This window comes from Haemophilus sp. HMSC066A11 (assembly GCF_001811665.1).
GTDB lineage: Bacteria > Pseudomonadota > Gammaproteobacteria > Enterobacterales > Pasteurellaceae > Haemophilus > Haemophilus influenzae.
This window is the reverse complement of sequence record NZ_KV805866.1, coordinates 296,363-323,124: the sequence shown is the minus strand read 5'-3', so window position 1 is coordinate 323,124 and position 26,762 is coordinate 296,363. Positions and strand designations below refer to the sequence as shown.

Genomic DNA, 26,762 nt, shown 5'->3' with positions numbered 1-26,762 from the left:
AGCCTAAAACTGGCGATATGATAAAGCTATTTTGAGATTTTGTCTTGTAAAAAATGCGTATGCTTTGATCTTTATCTATTTATTATCTTGAGATACTTAGAGCACAAGCATAAGCCGAGCTCCACGCCCATTGGAAGTTATAACCACCGAGCCAGCCAGTCACATCCAATACTTCACCAATAAAATATAAACCGCTGACTTGGTTGCTTTCCATTGTTTTAGAAGAAATTACTTTAGTATCCACTCCGCCCATTGTGACTTCAGCCGTACGATAGCCCTCTGTGCCATTTGGAGTAAATTCCCAGTGATGAATAAAATCCACCAGATTTTTTACCCGCACTTTGCTGATGTTAGCGATAACTTCATCTTGCACAAGGCCTTGTTCAATCCAAAGCTCAACCAATTTTTTCGGAAGTAATCGAACCAAGATGGTTTTCAACATTTGTTTTGGAGAAGATTGTTTTGCTTGATTAATTTCCTCTTCCACATTGTGGTTCGGTAATAAATCGATTTCCACTGACTCAGTGGGCTGCCAATAATTAGAAATTTGCAACACCGCAGGGCCTGAAATACCACGATGAGTAAACAAAAGCTGGTTGTAAAAAGATTTTCCGCATTGCGATGTGATCATGATTGGCAAGCTAACGCCTGAAAGTGCGGTTAAAAATTTATCTGTTTCTCGATAAGTAAAAGGTACCAAACTTGCGCGAGGCGGAATAACAGGAATGCCAAATTGTTCCGCAATTTGATAGCCAAATGGCGTTGCGCCAAGCCCAGGCATAGAAAGCCCACCTGTCGCAACAATCAAATTTTTACATTGCCATTGGGTTGAATTTACCTGTAAAACAAACCGCACTTTTTCATCATTTTGAATGCGTTCAACTTGAGAAACTTCGCTACGCAATAAAATCTTAGCACCATATTTATCACATTCAGATTTCAGCATTTCAACGATTTGTTCTGCACCCTCATCGCAAAATAATTGCCCCAATTCCTTTTCGTGATAAGCAATCCCTTGCTCCGCCACTAAAGAAATAAAATCCCAGTTGGTATAACGAGCAAGTGCCGATTTGACGAAATGAGGATTTTGCGAAAGGTAATGAGCAGGCGTAACCTCTAAATTGGTGAAATTACAAAACCCACCGCCCGACATCAAAATCTTACGTCCGATTTTTTTGCCGTTGTCGAAAACTGTCACCGACTTGCCTAGCTTAGCCAATTGTGCGGCACAAAATAATCCTGCCGCACCCGCACCAATAATAATGTTTTCAGAATATTGGCTCACGGATTTTGTCCTTTTTCACCACGTTGTAAAAAATCCAACATCTTCATTCGTTGAATAACTGAACGACGATCCACTGCCGCATTACCTGAATCTAATAACTGCTGTAAATACATACCAGCTTGTTGATATTGGCGATTTTCTAAGGCAATTGTCGCCAACAAAGAAAGACTAGATACTTCATTTTTATCTTTTGCCAAAGCTTCATTCAAAAGTTGTTCGACTTTTGGGGTCATTTGCTGGCCTGCTTGATAATAAAGTGCGGTGGCTGCCAAACCTAAAATATTAGGTTTACTGCCTGACAATTTTTCCGCATTAGAATAAGCCACAAGCGCACTATTAAATTCATTATTTTGCACATAGGCTTCCCCAAGTTGAAGCCAAGTTTCCGCATTATTTGGATCGATACGCAGTTTATTTTGGATCTTCTCAATCACATTTTGATTTTTGTGTTCATCATTCATTTCAACATTTTGATTATGTTGCTCAATCATCGATTGCTCGCCTTGTTGAACACGACTAAAACGATCAAGAGAAAAATAATAAGCAGTTGGAATAGCGATGAGTAAAGTAAAAAGCACAAAATAAATTTTGCTATTCACTTTTCTCTTAGAAAGTTTACTTGGCTCCCCTTGCTTGCGGGGGGAGCTGCCAAAGGTTGAGGGGAGGGAAATTATTTCATCATTCTCTAGTTGTTGTGCAACCACTTTTTCTGAAAACTGTTTTTTCCTATTTGAGAAATAAAGCAATACTGCAGCTAGAATTAAAAGGGCGACTGGCAATAACCATAACAACGCCGTATTCCATTTGAATGGCGGTTTGTAATTCACAAAATCACCAAATCTAGCCGTCATTTGATCGATAATTTGCTGATTACTTTTGCCCTCATCCACCATTTTGTACACTTCAAGACGCAAGTCATAAGCAATTGGAGAATTAGATTCCACCAAATTTTGGTTCTGACATTGTGGACAGCGTAAAGATTTTGCCAACTCTACGGCGCGAGTACGATCATCTTGATTTTGAAATTGATAGGTATCCACCATTTCCGCTTGGGCGAATAAGGAAAATGCGAATAAAAGTGCGGTTGCAAAAAAGACTGTTTTTTGAACCTGAATAAAACCGCGAGTAAAAATATCTAATATGCTTTTCATTTGTTCTTCAATGCTTTAATTTTCGGCAAAAATACTGTTTGCCAAGTTTCTTTATCCAGTAAACCAGAATGGCGGTAACGAATCACACCATTTTCATCCACAAGGTAAGTTTCTGGCGCGCCATCCACGCCCAATTTTAATCCCAATTTCCCATGACTATCATTAATGGTTAAGACGAACGGATTGCCCATTCGCTTAAGCATTTCAATACCATTTTGCGGATTGTCGCGATAATCCACGCCCACAATAGGCAATGTTTTTGCAATCTCAATTAACAACGGATGTTCTTCTTTACAATAACCACACCAACTGCCCCACACATTTAATAAAAATGGCTGTTTAGGAAAATCTTTCGGGCTTACTATTTGTGAAGATTCGAGTAAATTAGCCTGATAAAACTCTGGAACAGGTTTATCAATTAAAGCCGACGCAATTTTTTTCGGATCTTGATTTAACCCTGCAATTAATAATATACACACGCCTAAAAGCACAAAGAGCGGTGCAAAAAAGAGAAGTTTTTTGTTCATTATTTTTCCTGTTTTCTGCGTAATCCGAAGACGCTAAAAAGTGCGCCAAACGCCATTAAAATACCGCCCGCCCAAAGCCAACGAATCAGCGGTTTATAATGTAAGCGGAAAGTAAATTCCCCTTTGCCGAGAGAATCTCCCATCACAATATATAAATCGCCCCAAAAACCGCCATCAAGCCCCACTTCACTCATTGTCATTGTTCGTACATCGTAATAACGGCGTTCTGGGATAATTTCTGCATAAGGTTTACCATTTTTAGTTACGTCAAAAAAGGCGATTTCTGCCGTAAAATTTGGCCCAATTTCATTAGAAAATTGGCGATAATGAAATTCATATTGCCCCAGCGTTTGACTTTGTTGCGGCGCTAAACGCACACCAATTTCACTGCCAAAATACCCACTCATCACCGCACCAATAGTCACAATCGCCACGCCACAGTGTGCTAAAATCATCCCAAATTGAGACAAACGAATTTGTCGCCAATTTTGCCATAACGTGACGAATAAAAGCCAAATCGCAAGAGTTAATAACACAAAGGCGAAAGCGTGAAAATTCAACGCAGAATTATGGCGTAGCTGTTGCCAAATCATTAGGCCTGCAAGAATCAAAGACGGAATAAGCAACCACCCACAACGTATCAATAATGTGCGATCAAATTGCCCCTTACGTATGCTAAGCACAATTACCATTAAGATTAAAATCGTCGTAATAATGGGGAAGAAAATACTATTAAAATAAGGACTTCCCACCGAAATTGAGCCCCAATTCATCGCTTGGAATAACATGGGATAAAAGGTGCCTAAAAAGGTAGAAACCGTCGCAATGGTCAGCAAAATATTCAGTAATAAAATGCCACCCGATTTAGAAACGAATTGAAATTTCACCGCACTTTCTGATGAACTTCCCGCTCGTAAAGCGAATAAACCAAAGGCTAACGCTGTCAAAACAAAGAAAATTAATAACAACACATAACCGCGCGTGTTATCCAATGCAAAGGCGTGCACAGAAGTGAGCGCACCAGAACGAACAATAAACGTGCCTAATACGCTAAAGGCAAAAGCAAGCAGAGAAAAAAGCGTTGTCCAATAATTAAATACGCCTTGTTTTTCCGTCGCCATTAAACTGTGTAATAACGCTAACCCAAGCAACCAAGGCATTAAAGACGCATTTTCTACGGGATCCCAGAACCACCAACCGCCCCAGCCAAGTTCGTAATATGCCCACCACGCACCAAGCACAATGCCAATGGTTAAAAATAACCAAGAAACCAACACCCAGCCACGCATTGAGCGGGCAATTTGTCGTGCAGATTGGTTATAAATCAACGCACTCAAACTCATTACAAAATTCACCGCAAAGCCCACATAGCCAACATATAACAACGGCGGATGGAAAATTAATCCCACATCTTGCAACATTGGATTGAGATCGCGACCTTCTGCCGGCGCAGGAAAAATGCGTCCAAACGGATTAGAATAAAATAAGATAAACACCGAAAAACCAAAGCAAATCAATCCCAATAAAGATAAAGATTGAGCGGAAAAAGTGCGGTTATTTTTTCGATTAAAAAAAGCAAAAGCAGCAAGCCATAAACTCAATGAAAATAACCAAAACAACATTGAACCTTCATGTCCGCCCCAAGTGGCAGCCACTTTAAAAAATGTAGGTAATTGGGAATTAGAATGTGCCGCTACATATTCAAGGGTAAAGTCATCTGCCGCAAAAGAATAAGCAAGCAAACCAATTGAGAACGTCGTCGCAAGGGTAAAAATATAACTAAGCGGCCAAGCGGCATTAATTAAAGTCGAATTTTTTTTGAATAACCCAAATTGGGTCACTAATGCAAGAAAAAACGCACTAGCTGTTGCGAGTAAAAGAAGGAAAAAGCCAAGTTCTGGAAGCATAATGTCGTCGTTTTTTTTCGTTGATGCGCAGATAAAGTCGCTAATCAAGTATGTTTCATTAATAAAATTAAAAATAGCACCTTGATAGGTGCTATTGTACTTATAAAAATTAATGATTAAATTCAGCACCTAAACAAGGGCGGATTTTATTTAACATTTCTTTTATTACGCGTGATGGGGCTGCGATGATATTGCCACTGCGTAAGTAGCCGTTATCTGCATCAAAATCACAGACTAAACCACCTGCTTCACGCACGATTAAATCGCCCGCTGCGCAATCCCATGCTTTTAAGCCCATTTCAAAATAACCATCAATACGGTTTGACGCCACATAGCATAAATCTAATGCAGCGGAACCCGTGCGACGGAAATCCGCAGCATCTTCAATTAAGGCATTCATCATTGCAAATTGAGTTGGCATTAATTTTGGTTGTTTGAATGGAAAACCAGTGGCTAAAATTGAACCTTGAATTTCACGTTTACTATCTACACGTAAACGTACTTCATTTAATTTTGCACCTTCGCCACGCACAGCGGTAAATAATTCATTGCGGATTGGATCGTAAACAACCCCGACTTCAGTGCGATTTTTTACACGAACTGCGATAGACACAGAAAAGTGGGGAAGCCCTGTCATAAAATTACGAGTACCATCTAGCGGATCAATAATCCATTGTACATCGCTATCTTTGCCTTCAATTGCGCCTGTTTCTTCCGTAATAATTGTGTGATCAGGATAAGATTTACGAATAATTTCAATGATTTCTGCTTCTGCCGCTTTATCAACGTTTGTCACATAATCATTAATACCTTTTTGTGTGCTTTCGATTGCATCACGGCGTTCATAATTTTTAGCAATCGCATTGCCCGCTTTTCGTGCCGCACGAATAGCGATATTTAACATTGGATTCATATTTCCACCAGATTTTAAAGAACAGAAAAATTCTGCGTCATTATAGCGAGATTTGCCAAAATAACCAGTTGAAAATCATAAAACAATGGTTTTTATAGATTTTCAGAAAAACTTTGCGATATAGATCGCAAAAATCATATCAAGTGATTTTTCTACCCATTATTTATGGTTAAAGTGCGGTAGAAAATTGGAGCGTTTTATGCAAAAAGGTATGACATTAGTGGAATTATTAATTGGGTTAGCCATTATCAGCATTGTGCTGAGTTTTGTCGTGCCATTATGGCAAACCGATTCACCTAAAACGATTTTAGCTAAAGAGCAACATCGCCTGTATTTATTTCTACGTCAAATTCAGGCTCGGGCAGAAAATTCATCGGAAGTGTGGTTTTTACTTATCAATCGGAACCTTGCGACACAACAATGGTGCTTAACGGCACAAGTAAAAAATAACCAAACTTGTGATTGTTTAAATCCGATAAATTGCCCGAAAGAGGTTTATGTGCATTTTTACTATCCTTATTTTCCTAATAAAACGATAATTCAAAGCCATCATATTTATCCAAAAGAAATCACGAGATTTGATGGCATTCGTAATACTATCGTTACTCGTTGCTTTATTTTGCAAGCTGAAAATGAACGTACGTTATTTTTATTTTTCAATGTTGGCAGTATTCGTTTAAAAACCAATCAATTTGATAGTGCTTGTAATTAATGATGAAAACATTATTAAAAGGGCAAACCCTATTAGCACTGATGATTTCACTGACTTTGTCTTCTTTATTGCTGCTAAGCATTTCGCATTTTTATGTGCAAATACAAACACAAAACCAACAAATGTTATTACATTTAAAATTACAAGCTGAATTACAACGAACATTACAGTTAATAGGTAAAGATCTTCGCCGATTAGGATTTCGAGCATTAAATGCAAAACTGACGGAAAGCAATTTATCTTTATTTGAATTAGATGAACAAGGCACAGCCATTTTTATTAGCCAAGAAGATAATGCACCACCTAATAGCTGCGTGTTGTTCTTTTATGATTTAAATAAAAATGGCTGTATTGGTAAAGGTTCGCCGAAAACCTGTATGAAAAAAGGTAAAAATACATCTAAAAGTAGTACTGAAGAATTATTCGGCTATAAAGTGAGTAACAAAATGATAAAAACCAAACTGACTTATCAAAGTGTTATTCCTACTAATTGCACGGCAGAAACTTGTAAACGTGCTTTTCAACAAACCGCTTGTAACGCTGGTGGTGGATGGGCAGATTTATTAGATAACAACGAATATGAAATCACTAGGTTACAATTTAATTGGTTAATTGAAGGCAAAGGATTAGAAATCAAGCTAAAAGGAAATTTAAAACAAACCCCAAATATCAGTTATGAAACATCCCTTGTTGTTGCACTATGGAATCAAAAATAACGGAATCAAAAATAATGACAACACAAAAAGGCATTATCACGCTGACTATTCTGATTTTTATTTCAGGTTTATTAACTGCGTTTTTATTGTTGGATGACAACCATTTAAGTTTTTTTCGGGCGCAACAAAATCAACGAAAACACTATGTGGAAAGAACATTACAACTGCAAAAAATGACAGAGGAGAAAAAACAAACTGCCTGCCTTGATTTACCCTTAAATAATGATGAAAGTGTGAAGCAAATCAGCATCGCCCTTGAGGGTGCCGCCGATGCAATTCAATATTTTCTTTGGTGTGAAAGAATGAGTCTATTTAAAAAATCGCCTAAAAAGGGAGATAATCAAGGTGCATTGAAAGATTTTGTGACTGGCGAAAAACTTGCCTATTTTCGACCGCACTTTTCTTCCCCACCCAGAATTTTAAACGCGAATAAAATGCCTAAACTTTATTGGTTTTCAGATTCACAAGCAGAAGTTGAAATTAATGGCACCGTATCTGCCATATTAATTGCAGAGGGCGATTTAAAATTGACTGGCAAAGGGAGGATTAGTGGCGCAGTGATTACCAGTGGGAATTTAACTTTAGATGGCGTAACTTTAGCTTATGGGAAAAAGACGGTGGTTGCTTTAGTGCAACAATATAGTCAGTGGCAGTTAGCAGAAAAAAGTTGGAGTGATTTTAATGTTCAGGATGAATAAAGGAATATCTTTTATTACATTGTTATTTTCTTTAACTTTATTTAGCGTTTTATTTCTTGTTTTTAATCAATGGACGGCAAGCCAAAGAAAAAGTGCGGTGAAAACTTATCAAGATTTTCAGGCAATACAGATTGCGGAGAATCAAGCTCAACGCCAATTTTTAGGGTTAGCTTGTGAACAATTGATACAACAAAATGGCTTAACTTTTCGTATTCAATGTGAAAATGAACGTATTATTGTGCGTTATCCTACGAGTGAAATTTTGATAAAAACTCAGTAAAATGGCGTTGTTTTTTCTAGGTTAAATCATCAAAAGGTCGCCATTGTGTTCATTGTTTATTATTCCAATCAGCTTGAAAAACAAAAAGAAATTCTTTCTTCATTATTCAAATCTTTACCGCCTGAAGATCCTTTTCAACAAGATATTATCTTGGTACAAAGCCCTAATATGCTGCAATGGCTACAAATTGAACTTGCCAAAGAAACAGGTATTTCAGCAAACCTAAAATTTCCTATGCCAGCCAGTTTTATTTGGCAACTTTATGCACAAAATTTACCTGCAACGGCATTAGAGAACCCTTTTGATAAAGATTCAATGATGTGGCGTTTAATGCGCTTAATCCCAATTTTTCTTGAGAAAGAAAATTTTTCGCCTCTACGCAATTATTTATCATCTTCGCCACATTCTGAACAATATAAACTTTATCAACTTAGCAGTAAAATAGCCGACTTATTTGACCAATATTTAGTTTATCGACCTGAATGGATTTTTGCTTGGGAAAAAGGCGAAGATGAACAAATCACTGATCAAATACAAAAACAGCAACCTAACCTAAACAATACTTTGTTTGCGCAAATTCAAGGCAACACAAAATGGCAAGGTGAGTTATGGCGTGCATTGGTCGTCGATGTTAAATCAGATGTTAATGAAGCCACCCATCGAGCGGCTTTGCATAATCAATTCTTAGCCTTGCTTGCCGATAAAAAAGCACCGAAAAAATTACCTTCACGCATATTTATTTTTGGTATTCCTGCGCTTCCAACTGCTTATCTTAATATTTTGCAAGCGATATCCTCTGAAGTGGATATTCATTTATTTTTTAATAATCCTTGCCAAGAATATTGGGGGGATATTAGTGATCTACGCCTTGATTATTTGCGTTCTCGTCAGCGTTATCAATTCAATAAACAAGATGAAAATCAACCGCTCTTTTCCGAGGATCAACTTTCTCAACTAGAAAACGCTCAGTTTGACGTCACTTATCAAAAAGAAAACCTTCAACTAGGCAATCCATTACTGGCGGCTTGGGGAAAAATGGGACGAGATTTTCTCTATACATTGGTGAGAGATGAAGAACATATTCCAACTTATCCCGTCAATGCCTATCAAGAAATTAAATCAAACAGTTTGCTTGGGCAATTACAGTCTCAAATTCTGCATTTAGAAAATAAACCGTTAAATATCGCAAAAAATGACCGCACTTTAACCCTACATTCTTGCCACAGTGCTATGCGAGAAGTGGAAGTATTGCACGATTATTTACTGGATTTATTCAATCAAGATCCTAACCTTACGCCAAAAGATGTAGTTGTTATGGTGGCAGATATTAACCAATACACGCCTTATATTCAAGCCGTTTTCGGGCAAAAAAATGGGGGTGCACCACAAATTCCATTTTCACTTTCGGATAATAAACTTTCAGAAAATGATGTGTTAGTATCAAGTTACTTAACTTTATTAGGCTTAAAAGAAAGCAATTTTAGTGCAGAGGATGTCTTAGCATTGTTGGATATTCCTGCGATGCGAGAACGATTTAATATTTCTCTTGCTGATTTACCATTAGTGCGAGAATGGGTGGCGGATTCAGGGATTCGTGTCGGTTTGCAAAAAAATCAAGATGGCATCAATTTCAATTCTTGGCAGGCTGGATTAGAACGAATGATTTTAGGCTATGCGATGCGTGAAGAACAGGGCATTTGGCAAGATAGTCTGGGGTTAAACAGCAGCTATGGCTTAAAGGGCGAGCTTGCTGGAAATTTATCTCATTTTTTCACCGCACTTTCCGCGCTGCATGAAACGCTGCAACAAGCACATTCCATCGAAAAATGGCAAGAAATTTTAACCGCACTTTTATCGGATTTCTTCGTGCGAAATGAAGACACAAGCGACATGATTTTCTATATTCAAGAGAAAATTAATGAATTAGCTGAGCATCTAAAAACGCTCCATTTTACTGAAAAATTACAAGCAGAAGTGATCGCCGATGTCATCACAATGAAATTGGAAGATGCGCCAAATAGCCTCAAATTCCTTGCAGGAAAAGTAAATTTCTGCACCTTATTACCAATGCGTTCAGTGCCATTCAAAGTGGTTTGTTTACTTGGAATGAATGATGCGGATTACCCAAGAACACAAACACCAAACAGTTTTGATTTAATGCAATATCATTATCAAAAAGGCGATCGTGTTCGCCGTGATGATGATCGCTATTTGTTCTTAGAAGCCTTATTGGCAGCACGTGATTATTGCTATATCAGCTATGTTGGCCGTTCCATTACAGATAATCAACCGAAAGAACCATCCGTATTGGTAAGCCAACTGTTGGATTATATTAATCAAGGGCAAAAGGAAAATGTCCTTACTGTCATTGAACATCCAATGACCGCATTTAGCCCAGATAATTTCAAATATAACGAGAAATTTACCCGCTCTTTTGCGACAAAATGGTTGCCAATAGCACAATTTGACACGGCTGCTAGCAATTCAGAATTTGCCGTCACTATGACAGAAAACCCTGAAAAAATCGAAGAAGTTGAACTGGATTCTTTAGTCAGCTTTGTGGAAAATCCAGTGAAATTTTTCTTTGAAAAACAACTTGGTGTTTATTTCCGCGATAAAGATGAACGCATTGCTGACAGTGAAAACTTCACTTTAAGTGGGTTAGATAATTATTCTCTCAATAATGACTTAATTTACCTTGATGAACAAAATTTTGCTGATTATTTTAGACAAGCAGAAGTAAAAGGCGTGTTACCGCGCGCAGAGTTTGGAAAGGTTTATGCTGAAAATATTCGTGACAATGTTTTAGAATTTAAAGAGAAAATAGCCGATCTTGGCGAGCCTAAACAGGCTTCTATAGATTTTAATATTGCCGTAGATTGGCAAAACGAAAATCAAAAAATCCGTTTATTTGGTTATATGGACGCTTTATTTGGCGATGATTCACAAGTCATTCACTGGCATTTTGCGAAATACAAAGATCGTTATTGTATTCGTCCTTGGATTTATTATTTGATTCAATGTGTCACACAAGAAAATGCGATACCAGCAAAATTAATTACGCAAGATCAAGTTATCGAATTACCGCCTATTGAGCGTGAAGTTGCGCTTGCTCAATTACAAATTTACGTAAAAGATTATTTACAAAGTCAAATTGAAATCCAATTGGTGCCAACAGTAAGAAATATAAGTGATTTTATTGTAGGTGATGAAAATTCCGTTTCTGAAAAACTTCGGGAATTAACTGAAAGTAATGGTTTCGGGCCAAAAGCCGATCCATATTGGTCACGAGTATTAGCGCAGACCTCAAGATTTAAACAACCTGAAAATCTTGCAAAATTATTAAAACAAACAAAAGCTTGGTTTGGCTTATTATTCGCACAAAAGAAGACAAGAAAGGCACAAAGCTAATCGTCAAATAACCTATTTTTTAGTATAATAACGCCCTTTTATGGAGAATTATCTATGCGCTGTCCATTTTGTGATACAGAAGAAACTAAAGTCATTGATAGCCGTTTAGTATCTGATGGTTATCAAGTTCGCCGCCGCCGTGAGTGCGGTCATTGTCATGAACGTTTTACTACTTTTGAAATGGCAGAATTAATCATACCGAAAATTATCAAAACTGATGGTACACGTGAGCCATTCAATGAAGATAAATTGCGCAGCGGTATTCAACACGCCTTAGAAAAACGTCCTGTAAGTGCAGATGATGTAGAAAAAGCAATTAATCACATAATTCTTCAACTGCGTGCAACTGGAGAACGTGAAGTGCCAAGTAAGTTAGTGGGTAAACTTGCGATGAATGAATTAAAAAAACTCGATAAAGTGGCTTATATTCGTTTTGCATCAGTCTATTTAAGTTTTGATGATATTGATCAATTCACTATCGAAATTGAAAAATTAAAGGATTAATTATGCTTGAATTTTCCTCACAAGATTGCGTATTTATGCAACGTGCCTTAGATTTAGCCGCCAAAGGTCAATATACCACCACACCGAACCCATCAGTGGGATGCGTATTGGTTAAAAATGGTGAAATTGTGGGGGAAGGCTTTCATTTTAAGGCAGGACAACCTCATGCTGAACGTGTTGCCTTAGCTCAAGCAGGAGAAAATTCAAAAGGTGCGACAGCTTATGTTACGCTTGAGCCTTGTTCTCACTATGGGAGAACACCGCCTTGTGCATTAGGATTAATTGAGGCGGGCGTAGTGAAAGTCATTGCGGCTATGCAAGATCCGAATCCTCAAGTCGCAGGAAAAGGTTTGAAAATGTTGTCTGATGCTGGTATCGAAAGTGCGGTGAATTTATTAAACGATCAAGCGGAAAAAATAAATAAAGGCTTTTTAAAACGAATGCGTCAAGGTATGCCTTTTGTTCAACTCAAACTCGCCATGAGTTTAGATGGACGAACTGCAATGGCAAGTGGAGAAAGTAAATGGATTACGGGCCCAGATGCTCGTTCGGACGTACAAAAAATGCGAGCAAAATCATCCGCACTTTTATCTACTTCCACAACAGTCATTGCAGATGATCCAAGCCTGAACGTACGCTGGGATGAATTTCCTGAAAATCTTAAAACAGAATATAAAAAAGAAGATCTTCGCCAGCCTGTCCGAGTTATTTTAGATTCACAACATCGCATTCAGCCGACTCATAAACTTTTTTTAACCCATTCTCCCGTTTGGTTAGTCTCTAGTGAAACACGAGATTTAACAGGCTTTCCTGATTTTTGTGAACAAATTATTCTTCCGAAAGAAAATTTACTAAAAGAATTAATGCGAGAATTGGGAAAACGACAAATCAATACCCTTTGGGTAGAAGCTGGAGCAAATTTAGCGGGCAGTTTAATTGATGCGAAATTAGTGGATGAATTGATTATTTACATTGCGCCAAAATTACTTGGAGACAATGCTCGTGGTCTATGCCAATTACCGAATTTAACTAAACTTGCCGATGCACCATTATGGCAACTCAATGAATTAGAACAAATCGGTGACGATATAAAATTAACTTACACACCGAAAGGAGTCTAAATGCTTAAAAAACTTTTCCATTCCGCACTTTGGGGCTTGGCTGCTGCGGGCGTGATTTTGTTTGCGGTTCCAAGACTGAATAACAGCAATATCTTCACTTCAGACGATATTGTATCGTTCAAAAATGCCGTGCGTATTGCCTCTCCAGCAGTAGTGAATGTTTATAACCGCTCTTTTTCTTCCGCCAGCATTAATGATAATGATCAGCTACAAGTGAATAACTTAGGTTCTGGTGTGATTATGAGTAAAGATGGCTATATTCTGACGAATAAACACGTCATTCAAAATGCAGATCAAATTGTAGTAGCGTTGCAAAACGGAAATATTTTTGAGGCCAGTCTTGTTGGTTCAGATGATCTCACTGATCTCGCTGTTCTTAAAATTCGTGCAAATAATCTTTCAACTATTCCACAAAATTCAGCGCGTCAAGCTCACGTTGGCGATGTGGTATTAGCAATCGGTAATCCCTACAACTTAGGACAAAGCGTATCTCAAGGAATCATTAGCGCAATCGGTCGTAATGCGGTAGGCGATTCGGTGGGCAGACAAAATTTTATTCAAACTGATGCTTCAATTAATCGCGGAAACTCAGGCGGTGCCTTAATTAACTCTGCTGGGGAATTGGTTGGAATTAGCACGCTAAGTATTGGCAAAACCGCCAATGAAATCGCAGAAGGACTAAATTTTGCCATTCCAATAGATATTGCAAATGATGTACTACGTAAAATTATGCGTGATGGACGTGTGATTCGAGGTTATTTTGGTGTACAAAGTGATATTAGTTCAAGTAGTGAAGAAGGCATAGTTATCACAGACGTAAGCCCGAACAGCCCAGCTGCGAAATCAGGTATTCAAGTTGGCGATGTGATTTTGAAATTAAATAATCAAGAAGGTATTTCAGCCCGAGAAATGATGCAAATTATCGCAAATACAAAACCTAATTCAAAAGTTCTCGTCACTATTCTCCGATTAGGCAAAATTTTACAAATTCCAGTTGTTATTGAAGAATTTCCAGTAAATTAAAAATAGCGGTCTATTTTGACCGCTGTTTTCATTATATTTAATACTTTCTTTTCAATTTGAAAATTTATTTGTTCTAACCCCTTTTCTGACATTTCGGGCAAAAGAAACTATTACGCTGTCCAATAATTAAACTTTCAATTTTTCCACCGCACTTTGGACAAGGTTTATCTTTATTGCCATATACCAATAATTCTTGTGCAAAATAACCTGGGCGACCATCGGGCTGTAAAAAATCTTTAAGTGTTGTTCCACCTTGAATAATGGCTTTTCTCAAAACATCTTTAATCGTGTTCACTAAAGAGAAACATTGATTGAGAGTCAAATTTTTAGCGAGTTTAAGGGGATGAATGCCACAAATAAACAAACTTTCATTCGCATAAATATTTCCAACACCAACAACCACAGCGTTATCCATCAAGAAAGTTTTAAGTGCGGTAGATTTTTGACGAGATTTTTTGAATAAATATTCGGCATTAAATTCATCAGAAAGTGGTTCAGGGCCTAACTTTAAGAAAAGATGAAAGTCATCTAGATTCTCCGTCCACAACCAAGCACCGAAACGGCGAGGATCGTTATAGCGTAATAACTTGCCATTATTCATTACAATATCAATATGATCATGTTTATCTATTGCGCTATTCTGTGGCACAATTCGCACCGAACCGGACATGCCCAAATGCCCGATGATATAGCCTTTTTCCGTGTGAATAATCAAATATTTTGCTCGACGAGTGAGATCGACAATTTTTACATTTTTAAGGGTTATTAATTCTTCTGATACAGCCCAGCGCAATTTAGGCTGGCGCACGACAACTTTCTCAATCGTAAAATTCTTAAGATAAGGGCTAATACCACGTAGTGCAGTTTCGACTTCAGGAAGTTCCGGCATAATTTTCAACTTAGTAAGTAGATAGAATAATGATATAAAGTGCGGTTAGTTTTACCATTTTTTATATTCTTTGAAAATTAAAATGATGAATATTTCAAAAATATAGGTAGTTATCTAATGGATAAAATTTATATATCTCGTTTGATCTATGTTAAAAGATTTTTATTTTACAGAATAACCGCCTGTTTTCAGATACAAGCGGTTATTTTTTGTGTTAATTGACTAACTAATTAATCAATGGGTGGTGTGTAAGTGCCATTTTTGATGTCGTCTTTAATACGATTTGCTTCTGTTAGTACTTGAGTTAATAACGCTTTAACATTTTCCAATGTTGCAATCGGGCTTAGGGTAGTCATTTTCAGTGATTGTTTGTCACCTACTTTAGTCACGCCAATATTTGCTTCGCCTCGAGCAAAGAGTTCATCTGCCACGTTTTGGTTTAGTGCATCAATAAATTCAGCTGGATAGTCTTTTGGTATGACACGGAATAACACCGATGCAAACTGACTTGGCACAAGCATTTCTAAGGCAGGAGTATCGTTGATGTATTGCTCGACTTCTTTGGTCAGTTTTACGCCGTGATCGATCATTGAAGCGTAAAGATCTTCGCCCAATGCTTCAAGGGTAAACCATAATTTTAATGCGTCGAAACGACGAGTTGTTTGTAGCGATTTTGCCACTAAGTTTGGTACGCCGTGAGCTTCATCATATTCCGAATTGAGATAATCCGCTTTGTAATCGATAAAGCGATAGTTCGCAGGATCTTTCAACAAGAACGCCCCACACGAGATCGTTTGGAAGAAGTGTTTGTGGAAATCAAGCGTGATGGAATCAGTTAATTCAATACCATCTAAGAAATAGCGATAATCTTTGGAAAGCAATAATGCGCCACCCCAAGCGGCATCAACGTGTAACCACGCTTGATATTCATCGGCAAGTTTGCGGATGGCTTTTAAGTCATCAATTGCGCCAGCATCTGTTGTGCCTGCGGTAGCAACAATACAGGCAGTAATTTTGCCATCAGCTTTAAGCTGTGCAAGTGTTTGTTTAAGTGCAATCACATCCATTTGTGCATTTGCATTTGATGGCACGGTCACGACCGATTGGAAACCCATTCCCATCATTGCCATATTTTTTTGTACAGAGAAATGTGCATTTTCTGAACAAATTACTTTCACTTTTTGCATTGCTTCTGCTGGAATACCATCACGTTGTACTGACCATTCAGAGCCGTCTTCGTTTTTCCAGTGGTTTGCAATCGCCCAATCGCGTGCCAACAATACGCCCATTAAGTTAGATTGAGTACCACCAGAAGTGAACACGCCTGATGTGCCTTCGCCATAGCCTGCTTTTTGGCGTAGCCAGTTGATCAAATGCTCCTCCATAATTGAACCTGCTGGGCTTTGATCCCAAGAATCCATTGATTGGTTGGTCGCATTAATCAGTACTTCCGCAATTTGGCTTGTTACCATCGTTGGGCAATGTAAATGGGCAAGTGAGTGTGGATGATGTACTTTAAGGCTTGGATTAAGGAAAATTTCTACCAAATGATCGAGTGATTTCTGTACACTCATACCCTCTTTCGTCGGATTAAAACCGCTTATTAAGGCTCGCATTTGTTTGATTGAACCGCCTGTGTACATTTTTTCATTTTTCAGCCAAGCAGAGACTGCTTGCACCGCATTATGCATCGCTGTTTCATAATCGTTAATGGCTTCGTTATCGTTGCAAAACAAAGCTTGTTTGTGTTGTTTGAGGTTTGACATAATTATTCCTAGATATGAATTACACCCAATTTTCTGTACGTAATGCTATAACTCGCTCAAATTCTCTTAAATTGTTACTAACCAGAATTAACCCTTCACTACGAGCATGAGCCGCTATATGAATATCATTTTCGCCAATCAATTTCCCTTGTTTAGAGAGTTCAGCTTTAATATTGCCGAAATGAGCTGCATGCTTTGGTTGGTAATCTAAAATGGTGAGGCGTGATAAGAAATCTTCAATAACCGCAATGTTTCTTTCGGGATATTCGCTTTTTTCAGCTCCATAATAGAGTTCAGCCACAGTAATGCTACTCACGCACATTTTTCCTGCATTTTGATTAAAGCGAGAAAGAATTTCCAATGGCCTACGCTTAATCACGTAAATCACAATGTTAGTATCAAGCATATATTTCAACACTATAAAGCCTCACGCTCTGGTTGAAATGCAATTTCTCGTTCATTCATAAAATCATCGCTAACTGCTTGATCATTCAAGAAAAAACTATCCCAAGATTGGTTGAGAGGCGATAAAATCCGATCACTGCCCGATACACGAACCGATAATTTTTTGATTTCTTCAGAAAAGCGAACTTCAGCGGGCAAACGCACAGCTTGACTTCGATTAGTCATAAAAACAGAGGCTTCAATCATAGTTATTCCTTATGCTTAATTGTATATAGCATAAGTATATCCCAGTTTTATACAGTTGAGTAGAAAAAAGGTGGGATTTCCCTACCATTTTGAATTTACAAGCGGTCAAAATTCGCAAAACATTTGCAAAATCAGACCGCTTTTAATTAACTACGCACCACTTTCAATGCGTCTACAACAGATTGTTTGAAGCGTTTGATAAATTCTTCGCATTCATTTTGGTTGATGTTTACCGCACAAAGCACGCGAACCACGTTGCCACCGCGTCCGCCACGTTCGAGCAAGAGTTTGTTTTTGAAGCAAGCTTTTTGGATTGCTGCCGCTAATTCACAATCGCGCGGGTAAGCCCCTGTCGCATCTTTCGATTGGCGTTCGTCTACAATATCGATCCCCATCATTAAGCCACGACCACGTACGTTGCCGATGCACGGATATTCTTTGCTTAATTCGCGTAATGCGTTGGTTAAGTATTCACCACGCTCTTGGGCATTTTGTGCGAGGTTTTCATCACGCATAATTTTAAGTGAAGCGTAACCTGTCGCCATCGCTAATTGATTGCCACGAAATGTACCTGTATGTCCTGCAGGTTGCCAAGCATCAAATTCTTTACGAATAGCTAATACAGCTAATGGTAAGCTGCCACCAACTGCTTTTGACATCACAATAATATCAGGCTCAATGCCTGCGTGTTCAAAAGCGAACATTTTTCCAGAACGGCAGAAACCAGCTTGCACTTCATCGACGATCATTAAAATGCCGTGTTTTTGGGTTACTTCACGTACTTTTTGTAAGAAGCTTATTGGTGCTGAAACAACGCCGCCTTCTCCTTGGATTGCTTCTAAAATTACTGCAGCTGGTTTTACTACGCCACTTTCTACATCTTCGATGAAGTTTTCAAAGTATTGTTCAACTGCTTTCGCACCCGCTTCGCCACCAATGCCAAATGGGCAGCGGTATTCGTGTGGATATGGCATAAATTGTACGCCAGGCATTAAATTTTCAACGGCATTTTTTGCACCAAGATTACCTGTTAAGGCTAATGCCCCTTGGGTCATACCGTGAAAACCGCCAGAGAAAGCAATGATATTGCCACGCCCTGTGTAAGTTTTGGCTAATTTGATGGCTGCTTCATTTGCATCTGCACCAGAAGGGCCTGTGAATTGTAAGATATATTTATCTTTCGGGAAGAATGACAATAATTCTTCACTAAACGCATCTTTAAGTGGAGTGGTTAAATCTAAAGTGTGTAACGGCAATCCGCTATCTAATACGTCTTTAATGGCTTGCATTAATATAGGATGATTATGTCCTAATGCAAGGGTTCCTGCGCCTGCTAAAAAGTCTAGGTATTCATTACCTTCAACATCAGTAACCCAACAGCCTTGTGCTTTTGCATAGGCAAAAGGTAATTTGCGAGGATAACTACGTACGTTGGATTCCATTACATCTTGGCGATCTAAAAAATGTTGGTTTGAAGCAAGAATTGCTTGTACAGGGGTAATCATTGTCATTTTTGATTAAAACCTTCTAAAAGAGGTGAAAAAAAATAAGTCGGGTGCCTTGCGATAAATTTACTGTTTATAAAACAGACACATAGGGCATTTGACTCGCTACTTATTAAAAAAAGCGTTTCAGCTTTTTTGTTTTTACCCTAGTTTGCCCATTGGACGGGCTAGGTTGGAAACAGGTTTTGATGTAGGGTTACGTCAAAACGGGGACAATTGTATATTTTTTTTGCAATATGAAAAGCAAATTTAGCTTCTTACGAGTCAAACGGCTAAATAAAAAGCAAACGTTTCTAATAAGAACAAATAAAAAACCCGAGTTTTTACTCGGGTTTAAAATAATTAAATCAATATTATTTGATTTTTGCTTCTTTATAGATAACGTGTTTACGCACTACTGGATCAAATTTTTTGATTTCCATTTTTTCAGGCATATTACGTTTGTTTTTATCAGTTGTGTAGAAGTGACCTGTCTCTGCAGTAGAAACTAAACGGATTTTCTCACGAGCACCTTTAGCTGCCATTTTTTAGCTCCTTAGATTTTTTCGCCACGAGCACGGATTTCAGCTAATACTGCATCAATGCCTTTTTTATCAATAATACGCATACCTTTCGCAGTTAAACGTAAGGTTACGAAACGGTTTTCACTTTCAACCCAGAAACGGTGAGTGTGAAGGTTTGGAAGAAAACGACGACGTGTCGCATTCATTGCGTGTGAGCGGTTATTACCCACAGCTGGACGCTTGCCTGTTACTTGACAAACTCTAGACATAATAATCTCCAATAATTAAATATAAGCTCGAGCTTACGGTTCGGATTGTTTAAAGCTGGTTAAACCTAGCTTGCTACCTCGTCAGGTCGCGCTAATCCGACCCGCTTACTATATTAAAGGTCGCAAATTATACTGACTTTGTTTTCATTTCTCAAGTGTAAATGCGATTTTCCTGAATGTAATCGGTAAAAAAATGGTCAATATTATAAAAATTTATAATAAACAATTCTCCGCGAAAGAATAACAATCGCTTTTCCCTACAATTAAATGATCAAGCACGCGAATTTCCATTAGTTCAGCCGCATCTTGAATTTTTTTAGTAATAAGCTGATCCGAATAACTCGGCTCCGTTATACCTGAAGGATGATTATGTGCCAAAATTAAAGCTGCCGCATTACAATAGAGTGCTTCTTTAATAATTTCTCGCGGATAAACCGCTGATACATTAATTGTACCTAAAAATAACCGCTCTTTTTTAATCAAACGATGTTGATTATCTAAAAATAAAACCATAAATACTTCTCTTTCCTCGTGTTGCAATTCAGTGAGTAAAAAAAGTTTTACCGTTTCAGGATCATTAATAATCGGCGTACTTAACATATCTTGCTTTAAATAACGCTTGGTCATTTCCGTAATCGCTTGCAGTTGAATAAATTGCGTAATACCTAAGCCTTTTACAGAACAGAAAGCTTTTTTATCTGCGGAAAGTAAAGCGTGCAAGGAGCCAAAATGCGTTAATACATTTTTAGAAAGTGACATAACAGGACAACCTTTGATACCAGTACGTAAAAAAATCGCAAGTAGTTCATAATCACTTAATGCTTTTGCTCCGAATGCCAGCAATTTTTCTCGTGGCATTAATTCATCATTGTTTTCCATATATTTATAAAAGAAAAATAAGAAAGATTTTGACCGCACTTTTTAGGTTTGACGAGCAAGTGATTCAAAATCTGCGATGCATATCGTAAAAATAGCGTTGGGCATTCAATAAAATTAAAGTAAAATAACGAAATTGTGGTTAAGTACTAACAAGGGAAGAAAATGAATTTAAACGGAAAACGTGTTGTCGTCGGTATTACGGGCGGCATTGCAGCCTATAAAACAATAGAGTTGATTCGTTTATTACGCAAAGCAGAAGCTGAAGTACGTGTAGTATTAACCCCAGCTGCAGCAGAATTTGTTACTCCTTTGACACTTCAAGCCATTTCTGGCAATGCTGTATCGCAATCTTTACTTGATCCACAAGCAGAGCTGGCAATGGGGCATATTGAACTTGCCAAATGGGCTGATGCCATTATTATTGCGCCAGCTAGTGCAGACTTTATTGCCCGTCTTACTGTAGGCATGGCGAATGATTTACTTTCAACAATTTGTCTTGCAACTGATGCGCCAATTTTTCTTGCGCCAGCAATGAATCAGCAGATGTATCACCAATCCATTACTCAACAAAATTTAACGACTCTTCAAACACGTGGGATTGAGCTTATCGGCCCCAATAGTGGTTTTCAAGCTTGCGGCGATATGGGGAAAGGGCGTATGTCAGAACCAGAGGAAATTTTTACCGCACTTTCTGACTTTTTCTCTCAAAAACAAGATCTACAAGGATTAAATGTCGCCATTACAGCAGGCCCAACGCGTGAAGCAATCGATCCCGTTCGTTATATTTCTAACCATAGTTCTGGGAAAATGGGGTTTGCGATTGCTGAAGCATTTGCCAAACGAGGGGCGCACGTCACGCTGATTGCAGGCCCCGTGAATTTAACAACACCAAAAAATGTAAATCGAATTAATGCCATCTCAGCACAAGAAATGTGGCAAGCCTCTCTTGAAAGTGCGGTGAAAAATCAAATTTTTATTGGTTGTGCGGCTGTCGCTGATTACAGAGTAGCTGAAGTTGCAGAGCAAAAAATCAAAAAATCTGGCGATGAAATATCTATCAAATTAATTAAAAATCCCGATATTATCTCAGATGTAGGACATTTAAAAACACATCGTCCTTTTACTGTTGGATTTGCAGCCGAAACCCAAAATATTGATGATTATGCAAAAGATAAACTTGAACGCAAAAATCTTGATATGATTTGTGCCAACGATGTATCTGGCGGACAAGTTTTTAACGCTGATGAAAATGCCTTGCAGCTTTTTTGGAAAAATGATCATAAAAAATTATCGCTAAAATCAAAAGTAGAACTTGCCGCTGATTTAGTCAATGAAATCATCGAACGCTATCAAAAAACCTTATAATTCCAACCGCACTTTTACCTAAAAATGAATTTCAAACGGAGTATTAAATGAAAAAAATTGACGTAAAAATTTTAGATTCTCGCATTGGCAATGAATTTCCTTTGCCAACTTATGCAACTGAAGGTTCAGCTGGTCTTGATTTACGTGCGTTGATCGATGAAAGCTTTGAAATTCAACCAGGCGAAACCAAATTAATTCCGACAGGGCTATCAATTTATATTGCGGATCCCAATTTAGCTGCCGTGATTTTGCCTCGCTCAGGTCTTGGCCATAAACACGGCATTGTGTTAGGAAACCTTGTGGGATTAATTGACTCCGATTATCAAGGGCCATTAATGGTATCAATGTGGAACCGTGGAAATGAACCATTCAAAATTGAAGTCGGCGATCGTATTGCTCAACTTGTTTTTGTGCCAGTAGTACAAGCTGAATTTAATATTGTAGAAGATTTTCAACAAACCGAACGTGGAGAAGACGGTTTCGGTCATTCAGGTAAACAATAATTTATGGTAGAAGAACAATTATCTTTATCAGGCGTAGAAGAAGAAATTGCGCCTAAAATTGAAACACCGAAAATTGAAAAAAGAACGGTAAAAGAACGTCGTCAGCAAGTGCTTACAGTATTGATACATATGCTTCATTCTGAACGTGGAATGGAAAGAATGACAACCGCTCGTCTAGCAAAAGAAGTTGGTGTGTCGGAAGCTGCTTTATATCGTTACTTTCCAAGCAAAACAAAAATGTTTGAAGCACTAATTGAACATATTGAAAGTACTTTGCTGAGCCGAATTACAGCGTCAATGCGTAACGAAACTCAAACAATGAATCGCATTCACGACATTTTACAAACAATTTTGGATTTTGCCCGAAAAAATCCCGGCTTAACACGTGTTCTAACAGGTCACGCGTTAATGTTTGAAGAAGCGCAATTACAAGCACGTGTGGCACAATTTTTCGATCGTCTTGAGATGCAGTTTGTCAATATTTTGCAAATGCGTAAATTACGTGAAGGGCGTGCTTTCAACGTGGATGAACGTATAATTGCCTCACATTTAGTGACACTCTGCGAAGGACAATTTATGCGCTATGTTCGTACAAATTTCCGTCTGAATTCAAGTCAGTCTTTTGAACAACAATGGCGTTTTATCGAGCCACTTTTTGCCTAATTGACTTTACCGAGTAAATATATGATTATTCCTTGGCAAGAATTAGAAGCAGAAACATTAGATAATATCGTAGAAAGCGTGATTTTACGCGAAGGAACCGATTACGGTATAGAAGAACTTTCACTCAACCAGAAAAAACAACTTTTACTGACTCAAATTCGCAATGGAATTGCGTTGATTGTATGGTCTGAATTACATGAATCCATTGACATCAAAAATAAAACGGAATTTTTGAAACAGGAATGTAAGGAGCAAGAATGTCAAATGAATTAACCGAAATTGATGAAGTTGTAACCTCCTCTCAAGAAGAAGCAACTCAACGAGATCCCGTTTTAGATTGGTTTCTTACTCACTGCCATTTGCATAAATATCCTGCAAAATCAACTTTAATTCATGCTGGGGAAGATGCGACCACGCTGTATTATGTAATTAAAGGTTCTGTAATGGTATCTTCAAAAGATGATGAAGGCAAAGAGATGATCCTCACTTACTTAGGTGCAGGACAATTTTTTGGCGAAGCGGGATTATTTGATGAAGGTTCAAAACGATCAGCTTGGGTAAAAACAAAAACAACATGTGAAATTGCTGAAATTTCCTATAAGAAATATCGCCAGTTGATTCAGGCAAACCCTGAAATCTTAATGTTTCTTACTGCACAATTGGCAAGACGTTTGCAAAATACATCACGTCAAGTCACGAATTTGGCATTTTTAGACGTCGCAGGTCGCATCGCTCAAACTTTAATGAACTTAGCTAAACAGCCTGAAGCAATGACGCATCCTGATGGTATGCAAATCAAAATTACACGCCAAGAAATAGGGCAAATGGTGGGTTGTTCACGAGAAACTGTGGGGCGCATTATTAAGATGTTGGAGGATCAGAATCTTATCCACGCTCATGGAAAAACAATCGTTGTATATGGCGCAAGATAATTTTTCATCATAATTTATTCAAAATAAAACCATCCGAAATTAATTTGGGTGGTTTTTGTTTAATTGGAAATAATATTCAAAACATTAATTGACAATTAATATAAAGGATTTTATCATTGCTCCACTTCTTGCGGATATTGTAGGAAGACAGGATTGGTCTCCTGATATAGTGGCTTTAAAGGTTTAAACCTTATTGCATAGTTTTATGCTGCAAAAGCTAGAACACCGAGATGCATTTTTTAATCTATGGTGGGCTGGGTAGAAATCCCGCAGGGATGCGTGCAGTAAGCCACTTGCTGTTAAGACCAATTCTGCTTAGTTCCACCACCCTTCTTTCAAATTCTCTAGCCTTTTCTAGCTTACCTTAATTAATCTTTTTTCTTTCTAGTAAAACTAATACTTCATAGTGAGATGTTTGCGGAAACATATCAAAAAGTTGAATTTTCAATGGTTTATAACAAGTTAGATGCTGTAAATCTTTACCCATTGTCATGGCATTACAGCTGGAATACAAGATAAAGTGCGGTTGAATTTGGTTGAGAAATTCACTTAATTCCTTTCCAATTCCACGACGCGGCGGATTTACAATCACAAGATCTGGCTTATTTTCATTTTTATTTTCAATCACGCTTGCTGCATCTAGAGATTGGAAATTTACATGTTCTAAATCTAATATTTTCGCAGAATTACTGGCTGCCAAAATAGCAGAGGAAGAAATTTCAATTCCTGTTAATTTAATGGGTTTTCCCCATTTTTCCTGCAACGCTTTAGCACAATGTAAGCCAAATCCCCCTACGCCACAAAATAAATCCCACAGGTTATAAATAGGGAATTCAGCCACCCATTGTTGAGCGGTTGCATATAAACCTGCAGCCACTTTAGGGTTAGTTTGAAAGAAGCCTTGTGGACGAATAAAGAGTGGAATACCGTTAAAATTTTCAGGCAAAAATTGTTGTTCTGTCAGAAAAATTTCTTGTTCGCCCTCTAAAATAGCCGCGTGCTGTGGTTGTAAATTAATACTAATCACTTCTAAGTGCGGTAATTTTTCCAATAATTTTGGCAATTCTCGACGAATTAATGGCAATTTATTTTCTGTACGTAACACAAAACGCAACATCAATTTTTCCGTCGCGATACTTTCTGTCAGCAAAATATATTTAAGCTCGCCTTTTTGTTTAGCAATGTTATAAGGTACTAAACCTGCGCGACCAATAAAATCTTTGAGAATTGAAAAAATTGCTGAAAAATGTGTAGGATAAAGAGGACAATCACACAAATCAATCGCACTTTGTGGATCATTATTTTTTAAAATGCCAAGTATTGGGCGTTCAACACTACCACTAACAACCATTTTAGCTTTATTACGAAATCCTTGTTCATTAGATTGAAAAGGAGCTACCCATTGAGCTTCATCGTAATTAATAGAAATCAGTTGCTGCTTTAAATGATATTGTTTTTCAGTTAGCTGCTGACTATAAGGTATTTCAAGCCATTGACAAGAACGACATTCATTTTGTTGATAGTATCGACAATCAATCATTTTTTGCGGCCTGAATATCTAGCCAACGGCTTTGAATATCTGCGAGATTTCGATGATTCAGTTTCCAACGTTGATCTAAAACCAAGTCATTCCATTCGATTACGCTACGCTTAAATAAATTTTTTAAGCGAGCTTGACGAGCCATAAAGTGCGGTTCATTTTCAGTAAGTTTTAGATTATCTAATACTTGAATGACACCTTCACGTTCATTACACAGTAATAAAAGATCGCAACCTGCATTGAGTGCTTTTTTACTACGCTCTACAAAATTCCCCATTACTCCCGCGCCTTTCATTCCTAGATCATCGGAAAAATTGTACCTTGGAAATTTAATTTCTTGCGTAAAATTTCTTTCAACCAATATTTTGAACCACTTGCAGGCTGACTATCACATTGCGAATAAATCACGTGAGCAGGCATAATCGCATCGAGTTTATTTTGTGAAATTAACTGTTGGAAAGGTTGGAGATCGAAACTAAAAATTTCGTCTTTTGCACGATCATCATAAGGCGTTTCTAAATGAGAATCGGCTAATACATGACCATGACCAGGAAAATGTTTACCTGTAGATGCCATACCTGCTTGATGCATACCATCAATAAAAGCGGTGGCTAAATTTACCGCACTTTTTACATCAGATGAAAAACTGCGATCACCAATCGCTCGACATTCATGCCCCAAATCCAACACAGGAGCAAAACTCAAGTCAATATCCAAGGCAATCATTTCTGCTGCCATTTGCCAACCTGCTTCTTTAGCAAAACTCACTTGTTCAGTTGCTGACAGTGTTTCTTGAAAAGCCTGCATTGAAGGCAACATTGTAAATCCATCACGGAAACGTTGAACTCGTCCACCTTCTTGATCCACCGTAATTAATAAAGGCTTTTTCACTCGTTGGCGAACAGAACGAATTAATTCTTGAATTTGTTCTCTGTTTTCAAAATTTCGAGTAAATAAAATTAATCCTGCAACAAGAGGGTGAGAAAGTAACTCAACTTCCTCTTGTTCCAACTCTTTTCCGTTTAAATCAATTAACAACGAGCTCATAA

Annotated in this window: 27 protein-coding genes and 1 pseudogene; 13 read left to right on the top strand and 15 right to left on the bottom strand. The window is 37.9% G+C overall.

The window, feature by feature from the left end:
* Positions 1–82: 82 nt before the first annotated feature.
* The 5 genes from HMPREF2813_RS04520 to suhB form a co-directional block, all read right to left on the bottom strand.
* Positions 83–1,285, bottom strand: a complete 1,203-nt coding sequence (locus tag HMPREF2813_RS04520; RefSeq protein ID WP_014551008.1) for a BaiN/RdsA family NAD(P)/FAD-dependent oxidoreductase — start codon at positions 1,283–1,285, stop codon at positions 83–85.
* On the bottom strand, positions 1,282–2,436 hold the full coding sequence (gene nrfF, locus HMPREF2813_RS04515) for a heme lyase NrfEFG subunit NrfF (RefSeq protein ID WP_005686194.1): 1,155 nt from the start codon (positions 2,434–2,436) through the stop codon (positions 1,282–1,284). The genes HMPREF2813_RS04520 and nrfF overlap by 4 nt, the downstream gene beginning before the upstream one ends.
* Positions 2,433–2,963 (bottom strand): DsbE family thiol:disulfide interchange protein, encoded by a 531-nt coding sequence (locus tag HMPREF2813_RS04510; RefSeq protein WP_014551007.1) that lies wholly within the window; start codon positions 2,961–2,963, stop codon positions 2,433–2,435. Before HMPREF2813_RS04510 ends, nrfF begins: the two co-directional genes overlap by 4 nt.
* The gene (nrfE, locus tag HMPREF2813_RS04505) at positions 2,963–4,870 is read right to left on the bottom strand and encodes a heme lyase NrfEFG subunit NrfE (RefSeq protein ID WP_014551006.1); all 1,908 of its coding nucleotides are present in this window, start codon (positions 4,868–4,870) and stop codon (positions 2,963–2,965) included. The genes HMPREF2813_RS04510 and nrfE overlap by 1 nt, the downstream gene beginning before the upstream one ends.
* Before the next feature lie 109 nt (positions 4,871–4,979).
* Positions 4,980–5,783 carry an inositol-1-monophosphatase gene (gene suhB, locus HMPREF2813_RS04500; RefSeq protein WP_014551005.1) on the bottom strand — a complete coding sequence of 268 codons (804 nt, stop codon included), beginning with the start codon at positions 5,781–5,783 and terminating at the stop codon, positions 4,980–4,982.
* Between the two features lie 199 nt (positions 5,784–5,982).
* Between suhB and HMPREF2813_RS04495 the strand changes: the two genes are divergently transcribed.
* The 8 genes from HMPREF2813_RS04495 to degS are packed head-to-tail and all read left to right on the top strand — an operon-like array spanning position 5,983 to position 14,248.
* On the top strand, positions 5,983–6,495 hold the full coding sequence (locus HMPREF2813_RS04495) for a type II secretion system protein (RefSeq protein ID WP_014551004.1): 513 nt from the start codon (positions 5,983–5,985) through the stop codon (positions 6,493–6,495).
* A complete protein-coding gene (locus tag HMPREF2813_RS04490) occupies positions 6,495–7,211 on the top strand; it encodes a PulJ/GspJ family protein (protein ID WP_014551003.1) in 717 nt (238 codons plus the stop codon). The genes HMPREF2813_RS04495 and HMPREF2813_RS04490 overlap by 1 nt, the downstream gene beginning before the upstream one ends.
* Before the next feature lie 14 nt (positions 7,212–7,225).
* On the top strand, positions 7,226–7,909 hold the full coding sequence (locus HMPREF2813_RS04485) for a DUF2572 family protein (protein ID WP_005659188.1): 684 nt from the start codon (positions 7,226–7,228) through the stop codon (positions 7,907–7,909).
* A complete protein-coding gene (locus HMPREF2813_RS04480; RefSeq protein ID WP_005655928.1) occupies positions 7,902–8,189 on the top strand; it encodes a DUF5374 domain-containing protein in 288 nt (95 codons plus the stop codon). Before HMPREF2813_RS04485 ends, HMPREF2813_RS04480 begins: the two co-directional genes overlap by 8 nt.
* A 45-nt stretch (positions 8,190–8,234) precedes the next feature.
* On the top strand, positions 8,235–11,600 hold the full coding sequence (gene recC / locus HMPREF2813_RS04475) for an exodeoxyribonuclease V subunit gamma (protein ID WP_014551001.1): 3,366 nt from the start codon (positions 8,235–8,237) through the stop codon (positions 11,598–11,600).
* A gap of 54 nt (positions 11,601–11,654) precedes the next feature.
* The gene (gene nrdR, locus HMPREF2813_RS04470; protein WP_005651549.1) at positions 11,655–12,104 is read left to right on the top strand and encodes a transcriptional regulator NrdR; all 450 of its coding nucleotides are present in this window, start codon (positions 11,655–11,657) and stop codon (positions 12,102–12,104) included.
* A 2-nt stretch (positions 12,105–12,106) separates the two neighbouring features.
* Positions 12,107–13,225 carry a bifunctional diaminohydroxyphosphoribosylaminopyrimidine deaminase/5-amino-6-(5-phosphoribosylamino)uracil reductase RibD gene (gene ribD / locus HMPREF2813_RS04465; RefSeq protein WP_005686201.1) on the top strand — a complete coding sequence of 373 codons (1,119 nt, stop codon included), beginning with the start codon at positions 12,107–12,109 and terminating at the stop codon, positions 13,223–13,225.
* Positions 13,226–14,248 carry an outer membrane-stress sensor serine endopeptidase DegS gene (degS, locus tag HMPREF2813_RS04460; protein ID WP_005651554.1) on the top strand — a complete coding sequence of 341 codons (1,023 nt, stop codon included), beginning with the start codon at positions 13,226–13,228 and terminating at the stop codon, positions 14,246–14,248.
* A gap of 73 nt (positions 14,249–14,321) precedes the next feature.
* Here degS and mutM read toward each other — a convergent pair whose 3' ends face one another.
* The 8 genes from mutM to radC form a co-directional block, all read right to left on the bottom strand.
* A complete protein-coding gene (gene mutM, locus HMPREF2813_RS04455; protein ID WP_012054544.1) occupies positions 14,322–15,137 on the bottom strand; it encodes a DNA-formamidopyrimidine glycosylase in 816 nt (271 codons plus the stop codon).
* Positions 15,138–15,367: 230 nt separating this feature from the next.
* Positions 15,368–16,903: an L-2,4-diaminobutyrate decarboxylase gene (ddc, locus tag HMPREF2813_RS04450; protein ID WP_014551000.1), complete on the bottom strand. Its 1,536-nt coding sequence runs from the start codon at positions 16,901–16,903 to the stop codon at positions 15,368–15,370.
* 19 nt (positions 16,904–16,922) lie between these two features.
* Entirely contained in the window at positions 16,923–17,321 is a 399-nt protein-coding gene (gene vapC / locus HMPREF2813_RS04445) for a type II toxin-antitoxin system tRNA(fMet)-specific endonuclease VapC (protein ID WP_005651560.1), read from the bottom strand.
* Positions 17,321–17,554 carry a type II toxin-antitoxin system antitoxin VapB2 gene (vapB2, locus tag HMPREF2813_RS04440; RefSeq protein WP_005648011.1) on the bottom strand — a complete coding sequence of 78 codons (234 nt, stop codon included), beginning with the start codon at positions 17,552–17,554 and terminating at the stop codon, positions 17,321–17,323. The genes vapC and vapB2 overlap by 1 nt, the downstream gene beginning before the upstream one ends.
* 146 nt (positions 17,555–17,700) lie before the next feature.
* Positions 17,701–19,065 (bottom strand): diaminobutyrate--2-oxoglutarate transaminase, encoded by a 1,365-nt coding sequence (locus HMPREF2813_RS04435; RefSeq protein WP_014550999.1) that lies wholly within the window; start codon positions 19,063–19,065, stop codon positions 17,701–17,703.
* A 347-nt stretch (positions 19,066–19,412) separates the two neighbouring features.
* Complete coding sequence (rpmG, locus tag HMPREF2813_RS04430; protein ID WP_005613503.1) at positions 19,413–19,583, bottom strand: 50S ribosomal protein L33; 171 nt, start codon at positions 19,581–19,583, stop codon at positions 19,413–19,415.
* Between the two features lie 11 nt (positions 19,584–19,594).
* Positions 19,595–19,831, bottom strand: a complete 237-nt coding sequence (rpmB, locus tag HMPREF2813_RS04425; RefSeq protein ID WP_005542826.1) for a 50S ribosomal protein L28 — start codon at positions 19,829–19,831, stop codon at positions 19,595–19,597.
* Positions 19,832–20,044: 213 nt separating this feature from the next.
* Positions 20,045–20,710, bottom strand: a complete 666-nt coding sequence (gene radC, locus HMPREF2813_RS04420; RefSeq protein ID WP_013527272.1) for a RadC family protein — start codon at positions 20,708–20,710, stop codon at positions 20,045–20,047.
* Between the two features lie 162 nt (positions 20,711–20,872).
* Here radC and coaBC point away from each other — a divergent pair, with 162 nt between their 5' ends.
* From coaBC to crp, 5 genes are read left to right on the top strand one after another with little or no spacing between them, the layout of a single operon-like run.
* Entirely contained in the window at positions 20,873–22,075 is a 1,203-nt protein-coding gene (gene coaBC / locus HMPREF2813_RS04415) for a bifunctional phosphopantothenoylcysteine decarboxylase/phosphopantothenate--cysteine ligase CoaBC (protein WP_014550998.1), read from the top strand.
* Between the two features lie 47 nt (positions 22,076–22,122).
* Positions 22,123–22,578, top strand: a complete 456-nt coding sequence (dut, locus tag HMPREF2813_RS04410; protein ID WP_014550997.1) for a dUTP diphosphatase — start codon at positions 22,123–22,125, stop codon at positions 22,576–22,578.
* Between the two features lie 3 nt (positions 22,579–22,581).
* Positions 22,582–23,241, top strand: coding sequence for a nucleoid occlusion factor SlmA (slmA, locus tag HMPREF2813_RS04405; protein ID WP_014550996.1), 660 nt, complete (start codon positions 22,582–22,584; stop codon positions 23,239–23,241).
* 21 nt (positions 23,242–23,262) lie between these two features.
* Positions 23,263–23,514, top strand: a complete 252-nt coding sequence (locus HMPREF2813_RS04400) for a YheU family protein (protein WP_005647999.1) — start codon at positions 23,263–23,265, stop codon at positions 23,512–23,514.
* The gene (crp, locus tag HMPREF2813_RS04395) at positions 23,499–24,173 is read left to right on the top strand and encodes a cAMP-activated global transcriptional regulator CRP (RefSeq protein ID WP_005647998.1); all 675 of its coding nucleotides are present in this window, start codon (positions 23,499–23,501) and stop codon (positions 24,171–24,173) included. The genes HMPREF2813_RS04400 and crp overlap by 16 nt, the downstream gene beginning before the upstream one ends.
* A gap of 364 nt (positions 24,174–24,537) precedes the next feature.
* Here the strand turns inward: crp and rlmC are convergent, their stop codons facing one another.
* Positions 24,538–25,713, bottom strand: coding sequence for a 23S rRNA (uracil(747)-C(5))-methyltransferase RlmC (gene rlmC, locus HMPREF2813_RS04390; RefSeq protein ID WP_014550995.1), 1,176 nt, complete (start codon positions 25,711–25,713; stop codon positions 24,538–24,540).
* Positions 25,706–26,760 (bottom strand): annotated as a pseudogene (gene nagZ, locus HMPREF2813_RS04385) (beta-N-acetylhexosaminidase). Before nagZ ends, rlmC begins: the two are co-directional and overlap by 8 nt.
* Positions 26,761–26,762: the final 2 nt, after the last annotated feature.

Bases quoted from the DNA above. Each gene is read 5' to 3' on its own strand.
- HMPREF2813_RS04495 (WP_014551004.1), top strand. From the start codon at position 5,983: ATGCAAAAAGGTATGACATTAGTGGAATTATTAATTGGGTTAGCCATT.
- crp (WP_005647998.1), top strand. From the start codon at position 23,499: ATGTCAAATGAATTAACCGAAATTGATGAAGTTGTAACCTCCTCTCAA.
- HMPREF2813_RS04490 (WP_014551003.1), top strand. From the start codon at position 6,495: ATGATGAAAACATTATTAAAAGGGCAAACCCTATTAGCACTGATGATT.
- nrfF (WP_005686194.1), bottom strand. From the start codon at position 2,436: ATGAAAAGCATATTAGATATTTTTACTCGCGGTTTTATTCAGGTTCAA.
- ribD (WP_005686201.1), top strand. From the start codon at position 12,107: ATGCTTGAATTTTCCTCACAAGATTGCGTATTTATGCAACGTGCCTTA.
- suhB (WP_014551005.1), bottom strand. From the start codon at position 5,783: ATGAATCCAATGTTAAATATCGCTATTCGTGCGGCACGAAAAGCGGGC.
- mutM (WP_012054544.1), bottom strand. From the start codon at position 15,137: ATGCCGGAACTTCCTGAAGTCGAAACTGCACTACGTGGTATTAGCCCT.
- nrdR (WP_005651549.1), top strand. From the start codon at position 11,655: ATGCGCTGTCCATTTTGTGATACAGAAGAAACTAAAGTCATTGATAGC.
- rpmG (WP_005613503.1), bottom strand. From the start codon at position 19,583: ATGGCAGCTAAAGGTGCTCGTGAGAAAATCCGTTTAGTTTCTACTGCA.
- radC (WP_013527272.1), bottom strand. From the start codon at position 20,710: ATGGAAAACAATGATGAATTAATGCCACGAGAAAAATTGCTGGCATTC.
- vapB2 (WP_005648011.1), bottom strand. From the start codon at position 17,554: ATGATTGAAGCCTCTGTTTTTATGACTAATCGAAGTCAAGCTGTGCGT.
- HMPREF2813_RS04510 (WP_014551007.1), bottom strand. From the start codon at position 2,963: ATGAACAAAAAACTTCTCTTTTTTGCACCGCTCTTTGTGCTTTTAGGC.
- HMPREF2813_RS04480 (WP_005655928.1), top strand. From the start codon at position 7,902: ATGAATAAAGGAATATCTTTTATTACATTGTTATTTTCTTTAACTTTA.
- rpmB (WP_005542826.1), bottom strand. From the start codon at position 19,831: ATGTCTAGAGTTTGTCAAGTAACAGGCAAGCGTCCAGCTGTGGGTAAT.
- nrfE (WP_014551006.1), bottom strand. From the start codon at position 4,870: ATGCTTCCAGAACTTGGCTTTTTCCTTCTTTTACTCGCAACAGCTAGT.
- HMPREF2813_RS04435 (WP_014550999.1), bottom strand. From the start codon at position 19,065: ATGACAATGATTACCCCTGTACAAGCAATTCTTGCTTCAAACCAACAT.
- HMPREF2813_RS04400 (WP_005647999.1), top strand. From the start codon at position 23,263: ATGATTATTCCTTGGCAAGAATTAGAAGCAGAAACATTAGATAATATC.
- slmA (WP_014550996.1), top strand. From the start codon at position 22,582: ATGGTAGAAGAACAATTATCTTTATCAGGCGTAGAAGAAGAAATTGCG.
- dut (WP_014550997.1), top strand. From the start codon at position 22,123: ATGAAAAAAATTGACGTAAAAATTTTAGATTCTCGCATTGGCAATGAA.
- degS (WP_005651554.1), top strand. From the start codon at position 13,226: ATGCTTAAAAAACTTTTCCATTCCGCACTTTGGGGCTTGGCTGCTGCG.
- ddc (WP_014551000.1), bottom strand. From the start codon at position 16,903: ATGTCAAACCTCAAACAACACAAACAAGCTTTGTTTTGCAACGATAAC.
- rlmC (WP_014550995.1), bottom strand. From the start codon at position 25,713: ATGATTGATTGTCGATACTATCAACAAAATGAATGTCGTTCTTGTCAA.
- HMPREF2813_RS04485 (WP_005659188.1), top strand. From the start codon at position 7,226: ATGACAACACAAAAAGGCATTATCACGCTGACTATTCTGATTTTTATT.
- coaBC (WP_014550998.1), top strand. From the start codon at position 20,873: ATGAATTTAAACGGAAAACGTGTTGTCGTCGGTATTACGGGCGGCATT.